This is a genomic window from Streptomyces lunaelactis, assembly GCF_003054555.1.
In the GTDB taxonomy this organism is placed as follows: Bacteria; Actinomycetota; Actinomycetes; order Streptomycetales; family Streptomycetaceae; genus Streptomyces; species Streptomyces lunaelactis.
The window spans coordinates 4,287,260-4,308,556 of sequence record NZ_CP026304.1 but is presented as its reverse complement, the minus strand read 5'-3'; the positions used below and the strand labels follow the sequence as shown (position 1 = coordinate 4,308,556).

Annotated in this window: 17 protein-coding genes and 1 tRNA gene; 10 read left to right on the top strand and 8 right to left on the bottom strand. The window is 69.6% G+C overall.

All coding sequences use genetic code 11. The features are described from left to right. The first annotated feature begins 227 nt into the window (after positions 1-227). The 4 genes from SLUN_RS19725 (at position 228) to SLUN_RS19710 (ending at position 7,587) form a co-directional block, all read left to right on the top strand. On the top strand, positions 228-1,736 hold the full coding sequence (locus SLUN_RS19725; RefSeq protein ID WP_108150162.1) for a cytochrome ubiquinol oxidase subunit I: 1,509 nt from the start codon (positions 228-230) through the stop codon (positions 1,734-1,736). Between the two features lie 22 nt (positions 1,737-1,758). Then, entirely contained in the window at positions 1,759-2,760 is a 1,002-nt protein-coding gene (gene cydB / locus SLUN_RS19720; protein ID WP_108150160.1) for a cytochrome d ubiquinol oxidase subunit II, read from the top strand. 15 nt (positions 2,761-2,775) lie between these two features. Next, entirely contained in the window at positions 2,776-6,327 is a 3,552-nt protein-coding gene (gene cydD / locus SLUN_RS19715) for a thiol reductant ABC exporter subunit CydD (RefSeq protein ID WP_108150158.1), read from the top strand. 198 nt (positions 6,328-6,525) lie between these two features. Then, on the top strand, positions 6,526-7,587 hold the full coding sequence (locus SLUN_RS19710) for a M23 family metallopeptidase (protein ID WP_108150156.1): 1,062 nt from the start codon (positions 6,526-6,528) through the stop codon (positions 7,585-7,587). 20 nt (positions 7,588-7,607) lie between these two features. Here SLUN_RS19710 and SLUN_RS19705 read toward each other — a convergent pair whose 3' ends face one another. Beyond that, positions 7,608-8,447, bottom strand: a complete 840-nt coding sequence (locus SLUN_RS19705) for a Cof-type HAD-IIB family hydrolase (protein WP_108150155.1) — start codon at positions 8,445-8,447, stop codon at positions 7,608-7,610. A 120-nt stretch (positions 8,448-8,567) separates the two neighbouring features. On the opposite strand from SLUN_RS19705, the gene SLUN_RS19700 reads away from it, so the two are divergent. Further along, entirely contained in the window at positions 8,568-9,467 is a 900-nt protein-coding gene (locus SLUN_RS19700; RefSeq protein ID WP_108150153.1) for an LLM class flavin-dependent oxidoreductase, read from the top strand. 7 nt (positions 9,468-9,474) lie between these two features. Here SLUN_RS19700 and SLUN_RS19695 read toward each other — a convergent pair whose 3' ends face one another. The 5 genes from SLUN_RS19695 to SLUN_RS19675 all read right to left on the bottom strand — a co-directional run bounded on the left by SLUN_RS19695 (position 9,475) and on the right by SLUN_RS19675 (position 14,698). Continuing rightward, on the bottom strand, positions 9,475-10,053 hold the full coding sequence (locus tag SLUN_RS19695; protein WP_108150151.1) for an RNA 2'-phosphotransferase: 579 nt from the start codon (positions 10,051-10,053) through the stop codon (positions 9,475-9,477). Between the two features lie 126 nt (positions 10,054-10,179). Continuing rightward, positions 10,180-11,133: a MerR family transcriptional regulator gene (locus tag SLUN_RS19690; protein WP_108150149.1), complete on the bottom strand. Its 954-nt coding sequence runs from the start codon at positions 11,131-11,133 to the stop codon at positions 10,180-10,182. A gap of 36 nt (positions 11,134-11,169) precedes the next feature. Then, positions 11,170-12,087 (bottom strand): metal-dependent hydrolase, encoded by a 918-nt coding sequence (locus SLUN_RS19685; protein ID WP_175314006.1) that lies wholly within the window; start codon positions 12,085-12,087, stop codon positions 11,170-11,172. Next, positions 12,084-13,853 (bottom strand): SDR family oxidoreductase, encoded by a 1,770-nt coding sequence (locus tag SLUN_RS19680; RefSeq protein ID WP_108150146.1) that lies wholly within the window; start codon positions 13,851-13,853, stop codon positions 12,084-12,086. The genes SLUN_RS19685 and SLUN_RS19680 overlap by 4 nt, the downstream gene beginning before the upstream one ends. After that, positions 13,850-14,698, bottom strand: a complete 849-nt coding sequence (locus SLUN_RS19675; protein WP_108150144.1) for a M24 family metallopeptidase — start codon at positions 14,696-14,698, stop codon at positions 13,850-13,852. The genes SLUN_RS19680 and SLUN_RS19675 overlap by 4 nt, the downstream gene beginning before the upstream one ends. 273 nt (positions 14,699-14,971) lie before the next feature. On the opposite strand from SLUN_RS19675, the gene SLUN_RS19670 reads away from it, so the two are divergent. The 5 genes from SLUN_RS19670 (at position 14,972) to SLUN_RS19650 (ending at position 18,939) form a co-directional block, all read left to right on the top strand. Continuing rightward, positions 14,972-15,937, top strand: a complete 966-nt coding sequence (locus tag SLUN_RS19670) for an ABC transporter ATP-binding protein (RefSeq protein WP_108150142.1) — start codon at positions 14,972-14,974, stop codon at positions 15,935-15,937. Next, complete coding sequence (locus SLUN_RS19665; protein WP_108150140.1) at positions 15,934-16,824, top strand: ABC transporter permease; 891 nt, start codon at positions 15,934-15,936, stop codon at positions 16,822-16,824. The genes SLUN_RS19670 and SLUN_RS19665 overlap by 4 nt, the downstream gene beginning before the upstream one ends. Then, positions 16,821-17,732: an ABC transporter ATP-binding protein gene (locus SLUN_RS19660; RefSeq protein ID WP_108150138.1), complete on the top strand. Its 912-nt coding sequence runs from the start codon at positions 16,821-16,823 to the stop codon at positions 17,730-17,732. Before SLUN_RS19665 ends, SLUN_RS19660 begins: the two co-directional genes overlap by 4 nt. A 17-nt stretch (positions 17,733-17,749) precedes the next feature. Then, positions 17,750-18,469, top strand: coding sequence for an ABC transporter permease (locus tag SLUN_RS19655; RefSeq protein WP_108150136.1), 720 nt, complete (start codon positions 17,750-17,752; stop codon positions 18,467-18,469). A gap of 383 nt (positions 18,470-18,852) precedes the next feature. Continuing rightward, positions 18,853-18,939 (top strand) — tRNA-Ser (locus SLUN_RS19650). A 64-nt stretch (positions 18,940-19,003) separates the two neighbouring features. On the opposite strand, the gene SLUN_RS19645 is transcribed toward SLUN_RS19650, so the two are convergent. After that, positions 19,004-19,816 (bottom strand): HAD family hydrolase, encoded by an 813-nt coding sequence (locus SLUN_RS19645; RefSeq protein ID WP_108150134.1) that lies wholly within the window; start codon positions 19,814-19,816, stop codon positions 19,004-19,006. After that, positions 19,813-21,090, bottom strand: coding sequence for a serine--tRNA ligase (gene serS / locus SLUN_RS19640; protein WP_108150131.1), 1,278 nt, complete (start codon positions 21,088-21,090; stop codon positions 19,813-19,815). The genes SLUN_RS19645 and serS overlap by 4 nt, the downstream gene beginning before the upstream one ends. Positions 21,091-21,297: the final 207 nt, after the last annotated feature.

Genomic DNA, 21,297 nt, shown 5'->3' with positions numbered 1-21,297 from the left:
GCGGGCCATGAGATCCGTATCCGCATGCGGCGGATTCAACGAGATGTTGAAGTCCTTGAGGAGGGGTGCCCTCGGGGTACCCCCGCCCGACGGTGCGGATTTCGTATGAGCCATAATTGCTTGTGAATGTGAACGCGTTCACAAGCGCGTTCCCGTTTCTCCCGTGAGTAGTGGGATTAAAGGGGCAAACTGCCGCAGTGACCACGGCGATGTAAGGAGAAGACGACGTGGACGTAGCTCTGGCGCCAGAGACCTTGGCGCGATGGCAGTTCGGCATTACCACCGTCTACCACTTCCTCTTCGTCCCCCTGACGATCTCGCTCGCCGCGCTCACCGCCGGCCTGCAGACCGCCTGGGTGCGCACGGAGAACGAGAAGTACCTCAAGGCCACGAAATTCTGGGGCAAGCTCTTCCTGATCAACATCGCCATGGGTGTGGTCACTGGCATCGTCCAGGAGTTCCAGTTCGGCATGAACTGGTCCGACTACTCGCGCTTCGTCGGTGACATCTTCGGCGCCCCGCTCGCCTTCGAGGCGCTGATCGCCTTCTTCTTCGAGTCGACCTTCGTCGGACTGTGGATCTTCGGCTGGGACAAGCTGCCCAAGAAGATCCATCTGGCCTGCATCTGGATGGTCTCGATCGGCACCGTCCTCTCCGCGTACTTCATCCTGGCGGCCAACTCCTGGATGCAGCATCCGGTCGGCTACCGGATCAACACGGAGCGGGGCCGGGCCGAGCTCACCGACTTCTGGCACGTGCTGACCCAGAACACCGCGCTCACGCAGTTCTTCCACACCATGACGGCCGCCTTCCTCGTCGGCGGCGCCTTCATGGTGGGCATCGCCGCCTTCCATCTGGCGCGCAAGAAGCACATCCCGGTGATGCGCACCTCGCTGCGGCTCGGGCTGATCACCGTGGTGATCGCCGGACTGCTCACCGCTGTCAGCGGTGACCTGCTCGGCAAGGTCATGTTCAAGCAGCAGCCCATGAAGATGGCGGCCGCCGAGGCGCTGTGGGACGGGGAGGCGCCGGCGCCTTTCTCGATCTTCGCGTACGGCGATGTCGAAAAGGGCCACAACAAGGTCGCCATAGAGGTCCCGGGACTGCTGTCGTTCCTGGCCAACGACGACTTCACCTCGTACGTCCCCGGCATCAACGACGTCAACAAGTCCGAGCAGGAGAGGTTCGGGCCCGGCGACTACCGTCCCAACATTCCCGTCGCCTACTGGGGCTTCCGCTGGATGATCGGCTTCGGCATGGCGTCCCTCACCATCGGGCTGATCGGGCTCTGGCTCACCCGCAAGAAGTTCATGCTGCCGCCGGGGCTGCGAACGGGCGAGCATGAAGTGCCGAATCTGGTGCTCTTCAAGAAAAAGGTGCTCAGCCCCAAGCTCACCAAGTGGTACTGGATCATCGCGCTCTGGACGATGGGCTTCCCGCTGATCGCCAACTCCTGGGGCTGGATCTTCACCGAGATGGGCCGTCAGCCCTGGGTCGTCTACGGCGTGCTGCGCACCCGCGACGCGGTCTCCCCCAGTGCCTCACAGGGCGAGGTGCTCACCTCGATGATCGTCTTCACCCTGCTCTACGCGGTCCTCGCCGTGATCGAGGTCAAGCTGCTCCTGAAGTACGTCAAGGCCGGACCGCCCGAGCTGACCGAGGCCGACCTCAACCCGCCCACCAAGATCGGCGGCGACGACCGTGACGCCGACCGGCCGATGGCCTTCTCGTACTGAGGCCCTGAGGAGCTGCTGAGGCATGGAACTTCATGACGTCTGGTTCGTACTCATCGCCGTCCTGTGGATCGGCTACTTCTTCCTGGAGGGCTTCGACTTCGGAGTCGGTGTCCTGACCAAACTGCTGGCCCGGAACCGTACCGAGCGACGGGTCCTGATCAACACCATCGGGCCCGTCTGGGACGGTAATGAGGTCTGGCTGCTGACCGCCGGTGGTGCGACCTTCGCCGCCTTCCCCGAGTGGTACGCCACTCTCTTCTCCGGCTTCTATCTGCCGCTGCTGCTCATCCTGGTCTGCCTGATCGTGCGCGGGGTCGCCTTCGAGTACCGCCACAAGCGGGACGAGGCGCGGTGGCAGACCAACTGGGAGCACGCGATCTTCTGGACCTCGCTGCTGCCGGCTCTGCTGTGGGGTGTGGCCTTCGGCAACATCGTGCGCGGCGTGAAGATCGACGGACAGAAGGAGTACGTCGGCGACCTCTTCGATCTGCTCAACCCGTACGCGATTCTCGGCGGACTGGTCACGCTGACGCTGTTCACCTTCCACGGTGCGGTGTTCACCGCGCTCAAGACGGTCGGGGACATCAGGGTCCGGGCGCGTGGGCTGGCGCTGAAGCTGGGGCTGCTGACGGCCGCACTGGCGATCGGCTTCCTGATCTGGACGCAGGTCTCGCGCGGTGACGGCAAGAGCCTGATCGCCATGATCGTCGCCGTGGCGGCGCTCGTCGGGGCGATTGGGGCGATCACGGCGGGGCGCGAAGGCTGGTCGTTCGCGCTGTCGGGTGTGACGATCGTGGCCGCGGTCGCGATGCTGTTCCTGACGCTCTTCCCGAACGTCATGCCGTCCTCGCTCAATGAGGAATGGAACCTCACGGTCACCAACGCGTCGTCGAGCCCGTACACGCTGAAGATCATGACCTGGTGCGCCGGTATCGCCACACCGCTGGTGCTGCTCTACCAGGGCTGGACGTACTGGGTGTTCCGCAAGCGGATCGGTACGCACCACATCGTCGATGCCCACTAGTGGGGGATGTTTCACGTGAAACCGATCGACCCGCGTCTGCTCCGGTACGCCCGGGCCACCCGGCACTTCCTGATCGCGGTGGTGCTCCTCGGACTGGTCGGGGCGGCGCTGGTCGTCGCCCAGGCGATGCTGATCGCCGAAGTGGTGGTGGGGGCGTTCCAGCAGGGGCTCTCCACCTCCGGTCTTGGGACACCCCTGGCGCTGCTGGCAGCGGTCGCGGTCGGCCGGGCGGTTGTCTCCTGGCTGACCGAACTGGCGGCGCACCGGGCGAGCGCGGCGGTCAAGTCGGAGCTGCGGGGGCGGCTCCTTGAGCGGGCTGCAGAGCTGGGACCGGGATGGCTGAGCGGGCAGCGGACCGGTTCGCTGGTCGCGCTCGCCACCCGCGGTGTCGACGCTCTCGACGACTACTTCTCGCGCTATCTGCCGCAGTTGGGGCTCGCGGTGGTGGTGCCGGTGGCGGTGCTGGCGCGGATCGTGACCGAGGACTGGGTCTCGGCGGCGGTCATCGTGGTGACTCTGCCGCTGATTCCGCTGTTCATGGTGCTCATCGGCTGGGCCACGCAGGCCCGGATGGACCGCCAGTGGCGGCTGCTGTCCCGTCTTTCGGGACACTTCCTGGATGTGGTGGCCGGTCTGCCGACCCTGAAGGTCTTCGGGCGGGCGAAGGCACAGGCGGAGTCGATCCGGTCCATCACCTCGGAGTACCGCAAGGCGACGGTGCGGACGCTGCGGATCGCGTTCCTCTCGTCGTTCGCACTGGAGTTGCTGTCGACGCTCTCGGTGGCGCTGGTGGCCGTCGGGATCGGTATGCGGCTGGTGCACGGGGATCTGGATCTGTACACGGGCCTGGTGATTCTGATCCTCGCGCCCGAGGCGTATCTGCCGATCCGGCAGGTGGGGGCGCAGTATCATGCGGCGGCGGAGGGGCTGTCGGCCGCCGAGGAAATCTTCCAGGTCCTGGAGACCGAACCGCGGGTGGGCGGTGGGAGTGAGGTGCCGGGCCCGCTCCTGCTGGAGCTCGATGGGGTGACCGTCCGTCACGCGGGGCGTAGTGAGGCGTCGTTGGAGGCGGCCTCGCTGGTGGTGGAGCCCGGCGAGACGGTCGCACTGGTGGGGCCGAGCGGGGTCGGGAAGTCGACTCTGCTGGATGTGCTGCTGGGCTTCGTGGAGCCGGCCGAGGGACGGGTGCGGGTCGGCGGCACTGATCTGGCGACTCTCGACCTGGACCGCTGGCGCGAGCGGATCGCGTGGGTACCGCAGCGGCCGCATCTCTTCGAGGGGACGATCGCCGAGAACGTACGGCTGGCGCGGCCTGACGCCGATGACGAGGCGGTGCGGGAAGCGCTGCGGGACGCGGGGGCATGCGGCTTCGTGGCCGGACTCCCCCAGGGTGTGGACACTCCGCTCGGCGAGGACGGCGCGGGGCTCTCGGCCGGGCAGCGGCAACGGCTCGCGCTGGCCCGGGCGTTCCTCGCGGACCGGCCGCTGCTGCTGCTCGACGAGCCGACGGCGGCGCTGGACGGAGAGACGGAGGCGGGCATCGTCGACGCGGTGCGGCGGCTGGCGGCGGGGCGGACGGTGCTGCTGGTCGTCCATCGGCCGGCGCTGCTGGCGGTGGCGGACCGGGTGGTGCGGCTGGAGCCGGCGGCGGCTTCGGTGGGCGGGGCGCTTGTGGGTGCGGGTGTGGGTGCGGCGAACGGTGCGGGTGCCGCTGCGCGGAGCGGTCCCCTGCCCGCCCCTTCCCGTAGCCGGGGCTCCGCCCCGGACCCCGGTCCTCAAACGCCGGACGGGCTACTGGAGTTGGCCGCACGTGGGGGTGCGCTGGGGCGGGTGCGGAGCGCCGCAGGAGAGCTACGGGGCCGCCTCGGGCTCGCGCTGCTGCTCGGCAGTCTCGCGGCGGCGTCCGCCGTTGGGCTCATGGCCGTCTCCGGGTGGCTGATTTCGCGGGCGTCCGAACAGCCGCCGGTGCTGTACCTGATGGTGGCCGTGACGGCGACCCGCGCCTTCGGCATCGGGCGGGCCGTCTTCCGGTACGCCGAGCGTCTTGTGTCGCACGACGCCGTACTGCGGATGCTCGCCGAGATGCGGGTGGCGGTCTACCGCAGGCTGGAGCGGATCGCGCCCGCCGGCCTGCGGCAGACCCGGCGCGGGGATCTGCTGTCGCGGCTCGTCGCCGATGTGGACGCTCTGCAGGACTACTGGCTGCGCTGGCTGCCGCCCGCCGGCGTGGCCGTCGTCGTGGGAGCCGGCGCTGTCGGATTCACCGCGTGGCTGCTGCCCGAGGCCGGGGCCGTACTCGCGGTCGGGCTGCTCTTCGCAGGAGTCGCCGTACCGCTGATCAGCGGCGCCTTCGCGCGACGGGCCGAAAGGCAACTCGCCCCCGCGCGCGGGGCGCTGGCCACCCGCGTCGTCGACCTCCTCGGCGGTACGGCGGAACTGGCCGTCGCCGGAGCCCTGAAGGGGCGGGTCGAAAGGACACGGGAGGCCGACCGGCAGCTGACACGCATCGCCTCACGTGGTGCCGCGGCCACCGCGCTCGGCGGCGGGCTCTCCGCGCTGGCCTGTGGACTGACCGTCGTGTGCGCCGCGTTCGCCGGAGTGCAGGCGGTACGCGACGGGCGGCTCGACGGAGTGTCCCTGGCGGTCGTGGTGCTCACTCCCCTCGCCGCGTTCGAGGCGGTCACCGGACTTCCGCTGGCCGTGCAGTACCGGCAGCGGGTCAAGCGGAGCGCCGAGCGGGTGTACGAAGTGCTGGACGCGCCCGTCCCCGTACACGAGCCGGAGCAACCGGCCACCCCGCCCGCGACGGCGTTCCCGCTCGAGGTCCGGGGGCTGAGCGCCAGGTACGCCGGACAGCAGCGGGACGCGCTCGGCGGCTTCGATCTGACGCTCACCGCCGGGAGACGCATCGCCGTCGTCGGGACCTCCGGCTCGGGCAAGACCACCCTCGCGCAGGTGCTGCTCCGCTTCCTGGACGCCAGGGAGGGGACGTACACGATCGGAGGCGTGGACGCGGCGGCGCTCGACGGGGACACGGTCCGGCGCTTCGTCGGGCTGTGCGCGCAGGACGCCCACCTCTTCGACAGTTCCCTACGGGAGAACCTCAGGCTCGCGCGCACGGAGGCGACGGAGGACGAACTGCGGCAGGCGCTCGCCGAGGCCCGGCTGCTGAGGTGGGTCGACACACTGCCCGACGGCCTCGACACCCTCATCGGCGAGCACGGCGCGCAGCTCTCCGGCGGTCAGCGGCAGCGGCTGGCGCTGGCCCGTGCGCTGCTCGCCGACTTCCCCGTACTCGTACTCGACGAGCCCGCCGAGCATCTCGACCTGGCGACGGCGGACGCGCTGACGGCGGATCTGCTGAGGGCCACCGAGGGGCGGACGACGCTGCTGATCACGCACCGGCTGCAAGGGCTCGACGCCGTCGACGAGATCGTGGTGCTGGGGGAGGGCAGGACCGTGCAACGCGGTTCGTACGCCGAGCTCGCCGCCGCCGAGGGGCCGCTGCGGGGGATGCTGGAGCGCGAGCGGGCCGCGGACCTGCTCAGTACCCGACTTTCCTCGTGAAATGGGACTTACTGCCCTCAAGGGCATGACCGCGCCCGAATCGCCGTGCGCAGTGCCGTGCGCAGTGCCGTGTGCAGTGCCTTTCGCAGTGCCTTCCGCAGTGCCGCCGGCCATCCGGCGGCCGGGTTCTGGGCCAGGTGGCGGTACGACACCGCAGGGGTACCCGAAATCGCTCCCGAGCCGGGTGACGATCCCTCAATGGGCTCGACACACCGCGACCGGCTGCTGCTCGTCCCGGCGGTGCTGTGCGCGCTCCTCGGCACCACGGCTCCCGCGGCCACGGCGTCCGACGGGCCCGGCATCGGCACCGGCGCCGAGGTGGCGCGGCTGTACGACGACGCGGCGAAGGCCACCGCCGCGTACGAACAGGGCAGGCGCGCCGCGGATGCGCAGCGGATCCAGGCGGTCCGGCTCCAGGGGCAGCTCGCCGGGCGGCGGCGGGAACTCAGCACGATCCACGACGCCATCGGGGGCGTCGCCCGGGAGCAGTACCGCACCGGCAGCCCGCTCGCGCTCACCGCTCAGCTGCTGCTCGCCGACGACCCCGACGAGGTGATGCGCGGGCGGCGGCTCGCCCGGCAGGCGGAGACGGCCGTGAACCAGCTGCTCGGCCGGGCCAGGCAGGCCGAGCGGCGGCTCACCCTGGCCGAACGGACGGCCAGGGCCGCCCGGCACGCGCTCGACCTGCGCAAGGCGCAGCTGGCGAGGATCAAGCAGGGCATCGCGACCAAGCTGGAAGGGGCGCAGTGGAAGCTGCAGGGGGAGGCGGATCGCAGCGTGGCGGCGGGCAGATGCGCGGGCGCCGTCCGGCTGGAGGGGCGCGGGGAGGTGCCGCGGGGCACGGCATGGGTGACGCCGGTGGAGACGTACGAACTGTCCGCCGGGTTCGGCAGCGCCGGTGAGCGCTGGGCGCAGCGGCATACGGGGCAGGACTTCGCGGTGGGCATCGGCGCCCCGGTGCGGTCGGTCGGGGCGGGCAGGGTGATCTCGGTCTCCTGCGGCGGCGGCTTCGGCATCGAGATCGTCGTCCAGCACCCCGGTGGCTACTACTCGCAGTACGCGCATCTGGCGGCGGTCACGGTCGACCAGGGCGAACAGGTGCTCACGGGGCAGTGGATCGGGCAGGCCGGCACCACGGGCAACTCGACGGGGCCGCACCTGCATTTCGAGGTGCGGCTCACGCCGTATCTGGGCTCAGGGGTAGATCCGGCCGCCTGGCTGCGCGAACGCGGAGTAAGGCTTTGGCGCGGGTCTCTCTGATCCTGCCTGTGCCCGTTGACTTACGCGCGTCCCGCGAGGATCTGCTCGATGACGACCGCGACGCCGTCCTCGTTGTTGGCGACGGTGCGGCCGGAGGCCGCGGCGATCACGTCCGGGTGGGCGTTGCCCATCGCGTACGAGGTGCCCGCCCAGCTCAGCATCTCCACATCGTTGGGCATGTCCCCGAAGGCGACGACCTCGTCGGAGGAGATCCCGCGCTCGGCGCAGCAGAGCGCCAGCGTGCTGGCCTTGCTCACGCCCAGTCCGCTGATTTCGATCAGCGCGCTCGGGCTGGAGCGGGTGAAGGACGCGAGCCGGCCGGCGGTCGTACGGGCCAGGGTGAGGAAGCCGTCGGGCGCCAGCTCGGGGTGGTGGGCGAGCAGTTTGATCACCGGGGCGCTGGTGCCCGGCTCCTCCTCGTGGAGCAGCTTCTCGGCGGCGGCGACGGTGGCGCCCGGGTCGAGATGGAACGGCGGATAGTCCGGCTCGTAGTGGATACCGGTCGTCGTCTCGACCGCGAAGGAGGTGCCGGGGGCAGCGTCCCGCAGGGTCCGTACGACCTCCAGGGCGGTGTCCCGCTCCAGAGCGCGGACCTCGAGCAGCTTCCCGCCGGCGTGCAGATCGACGACTGCCGCGCCATTGGCGCAGATCGCGAGCCCGTGGCCGTGAACATGGTCACTGACGACGTCCATCCAGCGGGCCGGGCGGCCCGTGACGAAGAAGACCTCGATCCCGGCCTCCTCGGCGGCTGCCAGGGCGGCGATCGTACGGTCCGACACGGACTTGTCGTCGCGCAGCAGGGTGCCGTCCAGATCCGTGGCGATCAGCCGGGGCGTGGTGGGCAGGGGGCGGGAATGCATAGCTGAGGTCACAGACGCATTCTCCCGTACGACGGCGCACGGGCGTGCGACAGGGCGCACATTTGAGTGACCGGGGGTGAGTGTGCGAGCGCCCCTGTCGGGCGACGTAGTCTCGAAGGCATGCGTTTGAGTACCGTGATCCTCCCTGTCCGCCGCTGGCACGAAGGTGGCCGCGACGAGTGGCTGCGAGCCGAGCAGCTCGGTTTCCACACCGCGTACACCTACGACCATCTGTCGTGGCGGACCTTCCGCGACGGCCCCTGGTACGGCGCGGTGCCGACGCTGACCGCCGCAGCCGCCGCCACCGAGCGGCTGCGCCTCGGCACGCTGGTCACCTCGCCGAACTTCAGGCACCCGGTGACCCTCGCCAAGGACCTGATTTCGCTGGACGACATCTCCGGCGGGCGGATCACGCTCGGCATCGGCGCGGGCGGCATGGGCTTCGACGCCACGGTGCTGGGCCAGGAGGCATGGACGCCGCGCGAACGTGCCGACCGCTTCGGGGAGTTCCTGCCGCTGCTCGACCGGCTGCTGACCGAGGACTCGGTGACGTACGAGGGGACCTTCTACTCGGCGGTGGAGGCCCGCAACATTCCGGGCTGTGTGCAGCGGCCCCGGCTGCCCTTCGCGGTCGCGGCGACCGGGCCGCGCGGGCTCAAGCTCGCGGCGAAGCACGGGCAGGCGTGGGTGACCACGGGTGACCCGAAGCTCTTCGAGACGGGCACGCCGGAGGAGTCGGTCGAGGCGATGCGCGGGCAGATCGAGAAGCTCGGCAAGGCGTGCGCGGACATCGGGCGGGAAGTGGCCGAGCTGGACAAGATCCTGCTCACCGGCTTCACCCCGGAACCCGGCCGTCCGCTGGAGTCCCTCGACGCCTTTGTGGACTTCGCGGGCAAGCACTTCGAGCTCGGCTTCACGGAGATCGTCGTCCATGCGCCGATCCCGGACTCGGACTTCGCCGCTGATCAGGCGGTCTTCGAGCAGATCGCGACCGAGGGTCTCGCTCAGCTGACCCGCTGAGGTCGTCCTATCCGTCGGTCCGGCTGCCGGGGAAGCGCAGAAACTCCGGCGGTACGGAGTCGGTGAGCCAGACCCCGTTGGCGCTGACGTGGAAGAGGTGGCCCGCTCTGTGCATCGCTCCGGCGTCCACAGACAGGACGACGGGGCGGCCGCGGCGGGCGCCGACGCGGGTCGCGGTCTCGCGGTCGGGTGAGAGATGGACATGGTGGCGGTTCATGGCACGCAGTCCCTCGGCGCGGATCGCGTCCAGGCTGCGGGCGACGGTGCCGTGAAAGAGGTACGCGGGCGGCTCGGCCGTCGGCAGGTCGAGGTCGACCTCGACGGTGTGGCCCTGGTTGGCGCGGATGCGCGCGCCGTCGATCGTGAAGCGCTGCTTGTCATTGACGGCGACGACATGGTCGAGCTCGGCGCGGGTGATCCGGAAGCCGTGCTCGGCCGCGGCCCGCATCAGCTCGTCGACGGCCACCCAGCCGTTCTCGTCGAGGGTGATGCCGATGCGGTCCGGCTGGTGCCGCAGATGCTTCGAGAGGTACTTCGACACCTTCACGGTGCGCCGCTCGTCGGGCCGGCGGAGTTCTTCGTTCATCCGGTCAGCGTGCCCGCCCGTGTGGTGTCACCGCCACCCAAAAAATTCACTCCAAAGGTTTGATCCACAGCCAACTGTAGTTATCCACAAGTGAATTGGCGATTCTGTGGACAACTGTGGGGAGATTTAGGAAGTTTGGTTAACTTGTCCGGAATCTCCATTGATTGACATGAGAGAGTCCAATGTCCGTGCCTGCAGTTCCCGTTCGGTCGCGGCGGTGATGAAGGCGGCGGCGTTCTCCTCGCCAACCAGGGCGTGGACCGAGCGAATTGTCCCCGCCGGCAGTGTCACCGATCGGGGCTCGGTGTCCGCCGGAGGCAGCCTCTCCGGGCTCAGGTGCTGCTGAAGATGCCGGGTGGCGAACGTCCGCATGGCCCGCGCCAGTTCGGCGTCGACCGTCTGCTGCGCGAGCGGCCGCAGCCGCCGTACCAGCGACGCCGCTTCGGCCGCGTCCGCGTCGGTCGGCGGACGGTGCCCCAGGTAGCGCGCGAAGACATGCTCGGTGGTGAACTCCAGGAAACGGGAGGCGATGTGCTCGACCTGCCCGCGAAGTTCCCGCAGATGACCGGAGATCGCCGGGAGCGGTACCCCGGCGGCGTACAACTCGGCGGCGACCGCGAGCTCCTGGGGGCTGGGCACCAGGAATTCGTCGTCCCGGCCCGGGATGCGCTCCAGGACGCCGAGATCCACCGCCTCCGCGACGGCGGCCTCGTCCGGCTTCCCGCCGAACTTCCCGTCGAGCTCCGCGCGGGAGATCCGCGCCGCCTCCTCGTCCGTCCACGGGCCCTGCACCTCGGCGACCAGACCGAGCACTCCGCCCAGCCCGCGCCCGGCGTCCCAGGCCTCCAGGAGCTCCTTGATCGAGGCCAGGGTGTAGCCGCGGTCGAGCAGATCGGCGATCTGCCGCAGCCGGGCCAGATGGGCGGACCCGTACACATTGGCCCGCCCGCGCCGCTCCGGCTTCGGCAGCAGCCCGCGGTCCTGGTAGGCGCGGATCGTACGAACCGTGGCGCCGCTGTGGTGCGCCAGGTCCTCGATCCGGTACTCGGCGACTGACTGGCCTACTGACTGCTCGGACAATCCCGCCCCCTCGATGACAGGTCGATGACACGCCGCCTACGGCAAGGCCGCGCGGCCCACCGCCCCCGCCGCAACGCGGGCCGCGGGCGAGGTCGCGAGATAGTCGACGGCCTTGCGCAGCGAGCCCTCCTGCGAGGGATGGTACGACCGCCGGAAGTAGCGGGGTATGGCCGCGCCCAACTCGCGCCACGTGGGCAGCAGACCCTTGCCGACCGCGCGGTTGTGCTCGCGCAGGGAGTAGCGCAGCCGGCCGGCGAGCTGGGGGTCGTGCCGGATCAGATACGCGGTGCCCCATGCCCAGAGCCAGAGCAGCACGGGCGCCGTGACGGCCATGCCCTCGATACGGCGGGCGTAGCGCGGCAGCCCCTCGCCGCCGCAGTGCTGGTACATGTCGAAGGCGACGGCCCGGTGCTCGACCTCCTCCGCGCCGTGCCAGCGCAGCAGGTCCAGCATCACCTCGTCGGAGCCGGCCTCGTCAAGACCCTCGGCGTGCAGCACCCAGTTGCCCAGGACCGCCGTGAACTGCTCGATCGCGGCAATGACCGACAGCCGGAAGCGCAGCCACTCCTGGGGCGGTACCGGCGCGCCGAACGGCGGCTTCTCGCCGAGGAGTTTCTCGAAGAGGAAGTCGACGTGCTTGGTGAAGGCCTCGGTGTCGAGCCGCTGTGTGGCCAGATGGTCCAGCACATGCGCGTGCTGAACGCTGTGCGTGGCCTCCTGGCCCATGAAGCCCTTGACGTCCTTCAGCAGCACCGGGTCGCCGACCAGCGGCAGGGCTTCCTTGAAGACCTTGACGAACCACCGCTCGCCGGCCGGCAGCAGCAGATGCAGCACATTGATGACGTGGGTGGCGGTGGGTTCGTCCGGTATCCAGTGCAGCGGCGTGCCGTCCCAGTCGAAGGAGACCCGGCGCGGTGCGATGGCGTGGTGGTCGTCGTGCTCCTCGGCGCTCACAGCGGCGGCTCCAACCGGGCGATCGCCCGCAGCGTCCTGGGCGTGAAACGGGACATGAACAGGGCGCCGCGGGCCTCGGGGGTCACGGGCACGACCGCCTGGTTCCGCACGACGGCGCGCAGGATCGCGTCGGCGACCTTCTCCGGCGGGTAGTTGCGCAGCCCGTACAGCCGTGCCGCCTTCTTCTGGCGGCGCTTCTCCTCGGCCGCGTCGACCCCGGCGAAGCGCGCCGTCGACGTGATGTTGGTGTTGACGAAGCCGGGGCAGATCGCCGAGACGCCGATTCCCGCTCCCGCGAGCTCCGCGCGCAGGCACTCGCTGAGCATCAGTACCGCGGCCTTGGAGGTGCTGTACGCGGGAAGCGCCTTCGAGGGCTGATAGGCGGCGGCGGACGCGGTGTTGACGATATGGCCGCCCTGGCCGCGCTCGGCCATCTGCCTGCCGAAGAGCCGGCAGCCGTGGATGACGCCCCACAGATTGACGTCGAGGACCTTCTTCCAGTCCTCGGTGCTGGTCTCGAGGAAGGAGCCCGAGAGACCGATGCCGGCGTTGTTGACGAGGACGTCCACCACGCCGTACTCGGTGGCGACCTTCTCGGCGAGCTTCTCCATCGCCTGCTCGTCGCCGACGTCGACCGTCTCGCCCCAGGCCTCGGGGGAGCCGATCAGCCGCGACATCTCGGCGGTCCTCGCCGTGCCTTCGGCGTCCCGGTCCACCGCCACGATCCGCGCTCCCGCCTCGGCGAACGCGAAGGCCGTGGCGCGCCCGATACCGCTGGCCGCGCCCGTCACCAGGACGAGCTGCCCGCCGAACCGCTCGGCGTACGGCCCCTTGGCCTCCGTCCGGCGCGCGGCCGCTCCGGCGGCGGCGCCCTCGTTGGCCATGACGAACTCTCTGATCCAGGCGGTGAGCTGGTCGGGCCGGGTGCGGGGTACCCAGTGCTTGGCCGGCAGCGAGCGGCGCGTCAACTGCGGTGCCCACTCGCCCAGTTCGTCGTAGAGCCGCTCGGAGAGGAACACGTCGCCGGTCGGTGTGATCAGCTGCACCGGTGCGTGTGCGTACGCGTCGGAGCGTGGGCGGCGCAGCCGCGCACGGACGTTGTCGCGGTAGAGCCAGGCGCCGTGCGCAGCGTCCTGCGGCAGCGATGAGGTGGGGTAGTCGCCGGCGGGTACCTTCTCCATCCGCTCCAGGATCCTGGGCCATCGCTTGCCCAGCGGCCCGCGCCAGGCTAGCTCCGGCAGCACCGGCGTATGCAGCATGTACACGTACCAGGACTTGGCGCCCTGGCCGAGCAGCTGGCCGACCCTGCGGGGGGTGGGCCGGCGCATCCGCTTCTTGATCCAGTGCCCGAAGTGGTCCAGGGAGGGACCGGACATCGAGGTGAAGGAGGCGATACGCCCCTCGGTGCGCTTGACGGTGACGAACTCCCAGGACTGCACCGAACCCCAGTCGTGTCCCACCAGATGCACCGGCTTGTCCGGGCTCACCGCGTCCGCGACCGCCAGGAAGTCGTCCGTCAGCTTCTCCAGGGTGAACCCGCCGCGCAGCGGGGCCGGCGCCGTCGAGCGGCCGTGCCCCCGGACGTCGTAGAGCACCACATGGAAACGGTCCGCCAGCCGCTCCGCGACCTGCGACCACACCTCCTTGCTGTCCGGATAGCCGTGCACCAGCACCACGGTCGGCCGGGAGGCGTCCCCCAGCTCGGCGACGCACAACTCGATACCGCCCGTACGGACCCAGCGCTCACGCGCCCCCTTGAGACTCACGCCGACCTCTCCTCCGCCCAGTGCCGCACATGCGGCAGATCGTCGTCCAGCCAGAACGCGCTCTGCTCGGGGTCCTTGGAGTCGGTGACCACCAGGATCTCCTCGAACTTCGCGCCCGTACCCCGGAATCCGAGGTGCGGTTCGACCGCCCACAGCCCCGGCCGGGGCGGGTGGTCGGAGAACTTGTACGGGCTCCACAGCGGGGACCAGCCGTCGCGGTGGCCGTGCACCGCGTCGCTCGCGAGCCCCTTCAGCGACTGCGTGCCGAACCCGAAGAGATGCGGCGAGAAGCGGCGCTCCTTCACCCGGTCGATCTTGTGGGCGATGACGCCGAAGGGATACGCGCGATGCCGGTTGGCGTACCCCTGCCGGACCATCAGCCGGTCCACGTTCTCGTAGATCTCGCGCAGCGGACGCCGCTCCCGCACCTCGCGCAGGATCAGCTCGCGGTGCGCCTCCAGATCGGCGAGCAGTCTGTTGTGCACAGGGCTCGGGCCGAGGCAGCCGGAGTAGCCGATGTCCGCGGTGTAGCCCTTGTGGACCGGGGCCATGTCGAGGATGAAGGGCATCCCCGCCTCGAGCACGCGGTTGGTCGGGAAGAACTGCAGCGGTATCCGGAAGTTGGTGAAGGCCGTACGGTCCCCGAACCAGGCGAAGGGCAGGTGGAACCAGTCCCGTACGCCCCGCTCGCGCAGCCACTCGCGCTGCATCCGCGCCGCGCCACGCTCGGTCACCCCGGGCTTGAGCTGGGCCGCGACCGCCTCCGCGCATGCGTATGCGAGGCGCTGCACTTCCCTGAACCCCCGCAGTTCCGCGGGCAGTTCGCTTGCGACTGCTGAGGTCATGCCACCTGTCCGTCCGTGTGCGGTACGCGGCCGTAACTTGACACTGATGAATGTGACAATGCCCGGCGGCTACGTCAAGGGCCGTGCATCAGCCTGTGGAAAACCCCAGCGGAAGCCCGCGGCAACGCGAGCGACGAAGGTCTGGGGCCTAGGGGCTGCCTGTCCTCTTTAGTCGGAGCCCCCTACGGGTCCGTACCTCTCGAGTCGGACACGGATCCAGCCGCCAGGGCTGACGCCCCCTGTGTCGTGCGCCACTACCTTCGAATTGTGACTGTGATCGCGACCGAAAGCCTGAGCAAGCGGTTCCCGAGGGTGACCGCTCTTGACCGGCTCTCCTTGGACATCGGACCCGGTGTGACCGGCCTGGTGGGCGCCAACGGAGCCGGCAAGTCCACGTTGATCAAGATCCTGCTGGGTCTGTCCCCCGCCACGGAAGGCCGGGCCGCTGTGCTCGGCCTCGATGTCGCCACCAGCGGCAGCGCCATCCGTGAGCAGGTGGGGTACATGCCCGAGCACGACTGCCTGCCGCCCGATGTCTCGGCCACCGAGTTCGTCGTCCATATGGCGCGCATGTCCGGGCTGCCGCCGACGGCCGCCCGCGAGCGCACCGCCGACACCCTGCGCCATGTCGGTCTGTACGAGGAGCGGTACCGCCCCATCGGCGGCTACTCCACCGGCATGAAGCAGCGCGTCAAACTCGCGCAGGCCCTCGTCCACGACCCGAAGCTGGTCCTCCTCGACGAGCCGACCAACGGCCTCGACCCGGTCGGCCGCGACGAGATGCTCGGCCTGATCCGCCGTATCCACACCGACTTCGGCATCTCGGTCCTGGTCACCTCGCATCTCCTGGGCGAGCTCGAGCGCACGTGTGACCATGTCGTCGTCATCGACGGCGGCGCACTGCTGCGCTCCAGTTCCACCAGCGACTTCACCCAGACGACCACCACCCTCGCGGTCGAGGTCACCGACACCGACACGCACGCGGACGGCACCGCGGTGCTCCGTGAGGCACTGGTAGCCGCCGGAATCACGCTCCACGCGCGCGTGGAGGACGGTCTGCCCGGCGCGGGCCACATCCTGCTGCTCGAGGCCAAGGGCGAGGAGACGTACGACATCGTGCGCGACACCGTCGCCGGGCTCGGCCTCGGTCTCGTACGGATGGAACAGCGGCGCCACCACATCGCGGAGGTCTTCCGCCCGGAGGCAGCGGCACAGGCCATGGAGGTGCAGGCGCGATGAGCACGGAGACCCCCGAGACCACCCGGATCCACAACATCGGGTACCGGAACTACGAAGGGCCGCGGCTCGGCCGCGCGTACGCACGCCGCTCGCTCTACTCGCAGTCGCTGCGCGGGGCGTACGGACTGGGCCGCTCGGCCAAGTCCAAGGTGCTGCCGATGATCCTCTTCGCGGTGATGTGCCTGCCCGCGGCGATCATCGTCGCGGTCGCAGTCACCACGAAGCTCAAGGACCTGCCCCTCGACTACACGCGCTACGCGATCGTCACCCAGGCGGTCATCGGCCTCTACCTGGCCGCGCAGGCCCCGCAGTCCGTCTCCCGCGATCTGCGCTTCAAGACCGTGCCGCTGTACTTCTCGCGTCCGATCGAGCGCATCGACTACGTACTCGCCAAGTACGGGGCGATGGCCTCGGCCCTCTTCGTACTGACCGCGGCGCCGCTGGTCATCCTCTATGTCGGCGCTCTGCTCGCCAAGATGGACTTCGTGGACCAGACGAAGGGCTTCGCCCAGGGCATGGTCTCCGTCGCGCTCCTCTCCGTCCTCTTCGGCGGCCTCGGCCTGGTGATGGCAGCGCTGACGCCGCGCCGCGGCTTCGGCGTCGCCGCCGTGATCGCGACGCTGACCATCACCTACGGAGCCGTCTCCACCGTCCAGGCCATCGCCTGGGAGACCGGCTCGGCCGGAGTGATCAAGTGGCTGGGCCTGTTCTCGCCCGTCACGCTCATCGACGGCGTACAGACCGCGTTCCTCGGCGCCACCTCGGCCTTCCCCGGCGAGGCGGGACCGGGCGCCGGCGCGGGCATGGTCTATCTGCTCGTCGTCCTCGCGCTCGTCTTCGGCTCGTACGCCGTCCTGATGCGCCGCTACCGAAAGGTCGGGCTGTGACCACCATCAACATCGAGCACACCTCGCGGTGGTTCGGAAACGTCGTGGCCGTCAACGACGTGACCATGACGATCGGCCCGGGTGTCACCGGTCTGCTCGGCCCCAACGGCGCCGGCAAGTCCACCCTGATCAACATGATGGGCGGCTTCCTCTCGCCCTCCACCGGCGCCGTCACCCTCGACGGCAAGCCGATCTGGCGCAATGAGTCGGTGTACCGGCAGATCGGCGTCGTACCGGAGAGGGAAGCGATGTACGACTTCCTCACCGGCCGCGAATTCGTCGTCGCCAACGCCGAATTGCACGGCCTGGGAAAGCAGGAGGCCCAGCGCGCGCTGGCCACGGTGGAGATGGAGTACGCGCAGGACCGCAAGATCGCGACGTACAGCAAGGGCATGCGACAGCGCGTGAAGATGGCCTCGGCCCTCGTCCACGAGCCGTCCGTGCTGTTGCTGGACGAGCCCTTCAACGGTATGGACCCGCGCCAGCGCATGCAGCTGATGGACCTGCTGCGGCGGATGGGCGCCGAGGGCCGCACCGTGCTGTTCTCCTCCCACATCCTGGAGGAGGTCGAGCAACTGGCCTCCCACATCGAGGTGATCGTGGCCGGGCGGCATGCCGCGTCCGGCGACTTCCGCAAGATCCGCCGGCTGATGACGGACCGGCCGCACCGCTATCTCGTACGGTCCAGCGACGACCGGGCGCTCGCCGCTGCCCTGATCGCCGACCCGTCGACGGCGGGCATCGAGGTCGACCTGACCGAGGGCGCGCTGCGCATCCAGGCCGTCGACTTCGGCCGGTTCACCCAACTGCTGCCGCGGGTCGCCCGCGAGCACTCCATCCGGCTGCTCACGGTCTCGCCCTCGGACGAGTCCCTCGAGTCGGTCTTCTCCTACCTCGTAGCGGCCTGAAAGGAGCTGTGACGTCGATGTACAACCCCACAGTCGCCCGGCTCACCTATCGGGCCGTGCTCGGTAAGCGCCGGGCAGCGATTCTGTTCGTACTGCCCGGCCTGCTGCTGCTGATCGCGGCGGCGGTACGGAGCTTCAACGGCGTGGACGACCAGGTCGCCGCCGATGTCCTGGGCGGTTTCGCCATCGCCACGATGGTGCCGCTGATCGGAGTGATCGCGGGCACCGGGGCGATCGGCCCCGAGATCGACGACGGTTCGATCGTCTATCTGCTGGCCAAGCCGGTGAAGCGGTCGACGATCGTGTTCACCAAGCTGATCGTGGCGATCGCGATCACGATGGCCTTCTCGGCCATCCCCACGTTCATCGCCGGATTCATCCTCAACGGCAACGGCCAACAGGTGGCGGTGGCGTACACGGTGGCGGCGCTGGTCGCCTCGATCGCGTACAGCGCGCTGTTCCTGCTGCTCGGGACGGTGAGCCGGCACGCGGTGGTCATCGGACTGGTCTACGCCCTGGTGTGGGAGACCCTGTTCGGCAGCCTGGTCCCGGGGGCGCGCACGCTCAGCGTCCAGCAGTGGTCGCTTTCCCTGGCCGAGAAGATCGGCGGCGAGGGCCTGATCGGCTCGGATGTGGGCCTGCCGCTGGCGGTGACTCTGCTGGCGGGGGTCACGGTGGTGGCGACCTGGTACGCGGGGCAGAAGCTGCGGGTGCTGAAGCTCGCCGGCGAGGAGTGAGGCGGAGGGCGGCCTCGGAGCCTCGGTGTTGTCGGTCAACCCCCGTCCGGTGGACGGGGGTTGACCGCGTTTGCCAGCTGTATCCGTACGCGTCGGTCCGCTTCGCTACGGCTCGACCGCTGACGTGGGACTCGAAAACCAGTGGCATCGAACGGTCGTCCGGGGCACAGTAGTTGAGCCGGGAGCACGCCAGTGCAATCGGCGCCACCGACCGGGAGAGGAGCGCGGCGATGACCGAGAGTACGAGCGCGAGTCCGTCGAGCTCCCATCAGGGCAGCGCCGGGCAGGCAGCGGAGTAGCCACCGACCACTCCGCGCAGCCGCCCAGGGCACTGCCCGGGGGCGGCCGCTTCGAGCGCGCATCCGCGCGGGCCGCCCCCTCCCGGAGGATTGGCCGAGTGGTAAGGCAGCGGCTTGCTAAGCCGTAGTCGGGGCGCAGACCCCGCGCGCGTTCGATCCGCGCATCCTCCGCGGGGCCCTTGACCGGGCCGCACGTTCGGGCCCTGAGGCACGGGCAGACCGCCCACAAGCGGCGTCAGCTCGCGAGCAGGTGCTCCAGCACCACCGCGATGCCGTCGTGCTCGTTCGACGCCGTGATCTCGTGCGCCACGGCCTTCAGCTCGTCATGCGCATTGGCCATCGCCACTCCGTGCGCGGCCCAGCCGAACATCGGGATGTCGTTCGGCATGTCCCCGAACGCAATCGTGTCCGAAGCCCGCAGCCCCAGCCGCCGCGCGGCCAGCGAGAGCCCTGTCGCCTTGCTCAGCCCCAGCGGCAGGATCTCCACGACGCCCGCACCCGCCATCACCACGTCCACCAGGCTGCCGACGGTCGCCCTGGCCACCTTCGCCAGTGCGTCGTCGTCCAGTCCCGGATGCTGGATGTACACCTTGTTCAGCGGCGCGGACCACAGCTCGGCCGGGTCGTCGAAGGGCACCACCGGCAGCGGGCCCTCCTGCACGCGGTAGCCGGCGCCGACCAGTACCTCGCCGTCCAGACCGTCCCGGCTCGCGGCCAGCGCCAGCGGGCCGATCTCCGCCTCGATCTTGGAGAGCGCGAGCCCGGCCAGCTGCCGGTCCAGCGTCACCGAGGTCAGCAGCCGGTGCTCACCCGCGTGGTAGACCTGCGCGCCCTGGCCGCAGACCGCGAGCCCGTCGTATCCCAGGTCGTCCAGGATGTGCCGGGTCCACGGCACGGCACGTCCGGTGACGATGATGTGCGCGGCGCCCGCCGCGGTTGCCGCGGCGAGCGCGTCGCGCGTGCGCTCCGAGACCGTGTCGTCGTCACGCAGGAGCGTGCCGTCGAGATCGGTCGCTATCAGTTTGTACGGGAACGGGGCGGTGCTCACTTGGCCAGGGGCTCCAGAACCTCGCGGCCGCCCAGATACGGACGGAGCACCTCGGGCACCCGCACCGAACCGTCGGCCAGCTGGTGGTTCTCCAGGATCGCCACGATGGTGCGCGGTACGGCGCACAGGGTGCCGTTCAGCGTCGACAGCGGCTGCACCTTCTTGCCGTCGCGCATGCGTACCGACAGGCGGCGCGCCTGGAAGCTGTCGCAGTTCGACGCGGAGGTCAGCTCGCGGTACTTGCCCTGGGCCGGGATCCACGCCTCGCAGTCGTACTTGCGCGAGGCGGAGGCACCCAGGTCGCCCGTCGCCACATCGATCACCTGGAAGGGCAGTTCAAGACCGGTCAGCCACTGCTTCTCCCAGTCCAGGAGCCGCTTGTGCTCGGCCTCCGCGTCCTCGGGAGCGACGTACGAGAACATCTCGACCTTGTCGAACTGGTGCACCCGGAAGATGCCCCGGGTGTCCTTGCCGTACGTCCCCGCCTCGCGGCGGAAGCAGGGCGAGAAGCCCGCGTACCGCAGCGGCAGCTTGTCCGCGTCGATGATCTCGTCCATGTGGTACGCGGCGAGCGGGACTTCGGAGGTGCCGACCAGGTAGTAGTCGTCCTTCTCCAGGTGGTAGACGTTCTCCGAGGCCTGGCCGAGGAAGCCGGTGCCCTCCATGGCACGGGGGCGGACCAGGGCCGGGGTCAGCATCGGGATGAAGCCGGCCTCGGTGGCCTGTGCGATCGCCGCGTTGACGAGCGCGAGCTCCAGCAGTGCGCCGACGCCCGTCAGGTAGTAGAAGCGCGAGCCCGACACCTTGGCACCGCGCTCCACGTCGATGGCGCCGAGCGCCTCGCCGAGCTCCAGGTGGTCCTTGGGCGCGAAGCCCTCGGCGCCGAAGTCGCGGATCGTGCCGTGCGTCTCGAGGACGACGAAGTCCTCCTCGCCGCCCACCGGTACGTCCTCGTGGACGATGTTCCCGAGCTGCAGCAGCAGTCGCTTGGCCTCCGCGTCGGCCTCGTCCTGTTCGGCGTCGGCCGCCTTGACGCCGGCCTTCAGCTGCTCGGCCTTCGTCAGCAGCTCGGCGCGCTCTTCCGGAGTGGCCTTGGGGATGAGCTTGCCGAGCGCCTTCTGCTGGGAGCGCAGCTCGTCGAAGCGGACGCCGGACGACCTGCGCCGCTCATCGGCGGAGAGCAGGGCGTCGACGAGGGCGACGTCCTCTCCACGGGCGCGCTGGGAGGCGCGGACACGGTCGGGGTCCTCACGGAGCAGGCGAAGGTCAATCACCCCACCAGGCTACCGGTGCCTACTCGCGCCACCCCACCCGATATTGCCTTGCGTGTCATTTTGCCCGAATTGCCGGAATTTGGAAAGGTATCGGCAAATCACTGGCGTATCGCCGGTGTATCCCTGGTTATCGGCGCCGTAAGCGTCAATTAGTAAGCCGCTATTCGCCGAAATGGGGCACTCGGGGGGTGTCCGCGTTGACCCACT

What these genes read in the sequence shown, in the direction of transcription:
- SLUN_RS19700 (WP_108150153.1), top strand. Translation starts at nt 8,568, where the DNA reads ATGCGTTTGAGTACCGTGATCCTCCCTGTCCGCCGCTGGCACGAAGGT.
- SLUN_RS19655 (WP_108150136.1), top strand. Translation starts at nt 17,750, where the DNA reads ATGTACAACCCCACAGTCGCCCGGCTCACCTATCGGGCCGTGCTCGGT.
- SLUN_RS19695 (WP_108150151.1), bottom strand. Translation starts at nt 10,053, where the DNA reads ATGAACGAAGAACTCCGCCGGCCCGACGAGCGGCGCACCGTGAAGGTG.
- SLUN_RS19675 (WP_108150144.1), bottom strand. Translation starts at nt 14,698, where the DNA reads ATGACCTCAGCAGTCGCAAGCGAACTGCCCGCGGAACTGCGGGGGTTC.
- SLUN_RS19710 (WP_108150156.1), top strand. Translation starts at nt 6,526, where the DNA reads ATGGGCTCGACACACCGCGACCGGCTGCTGCTCGTCCCGGCGGTGCTG.
- cydB (WP_108150160.1), top strand. Translation starts at nt 1,759, where the DNA reads ATGGAACTTCATGACGTCTGGTTCGTACTCATCGCCGTCCTGTGGATC.
- SLUN_RS19705 (WP_108150155.1), bottom strand. Translation starts at nt 8,447, where the DNA reads ATGCATTCCCGCCCCCTGCCCACCACGCCCCGGCTGATCGCCACGGAT.
- SLUN_RS19665 (WP_108150140.1), top strand. Translation starts at nt 15,934, where the DNA reads ATGAGCACGGAGACCCCCGAGACCACCCGGATCCACAACATCGGGTAC.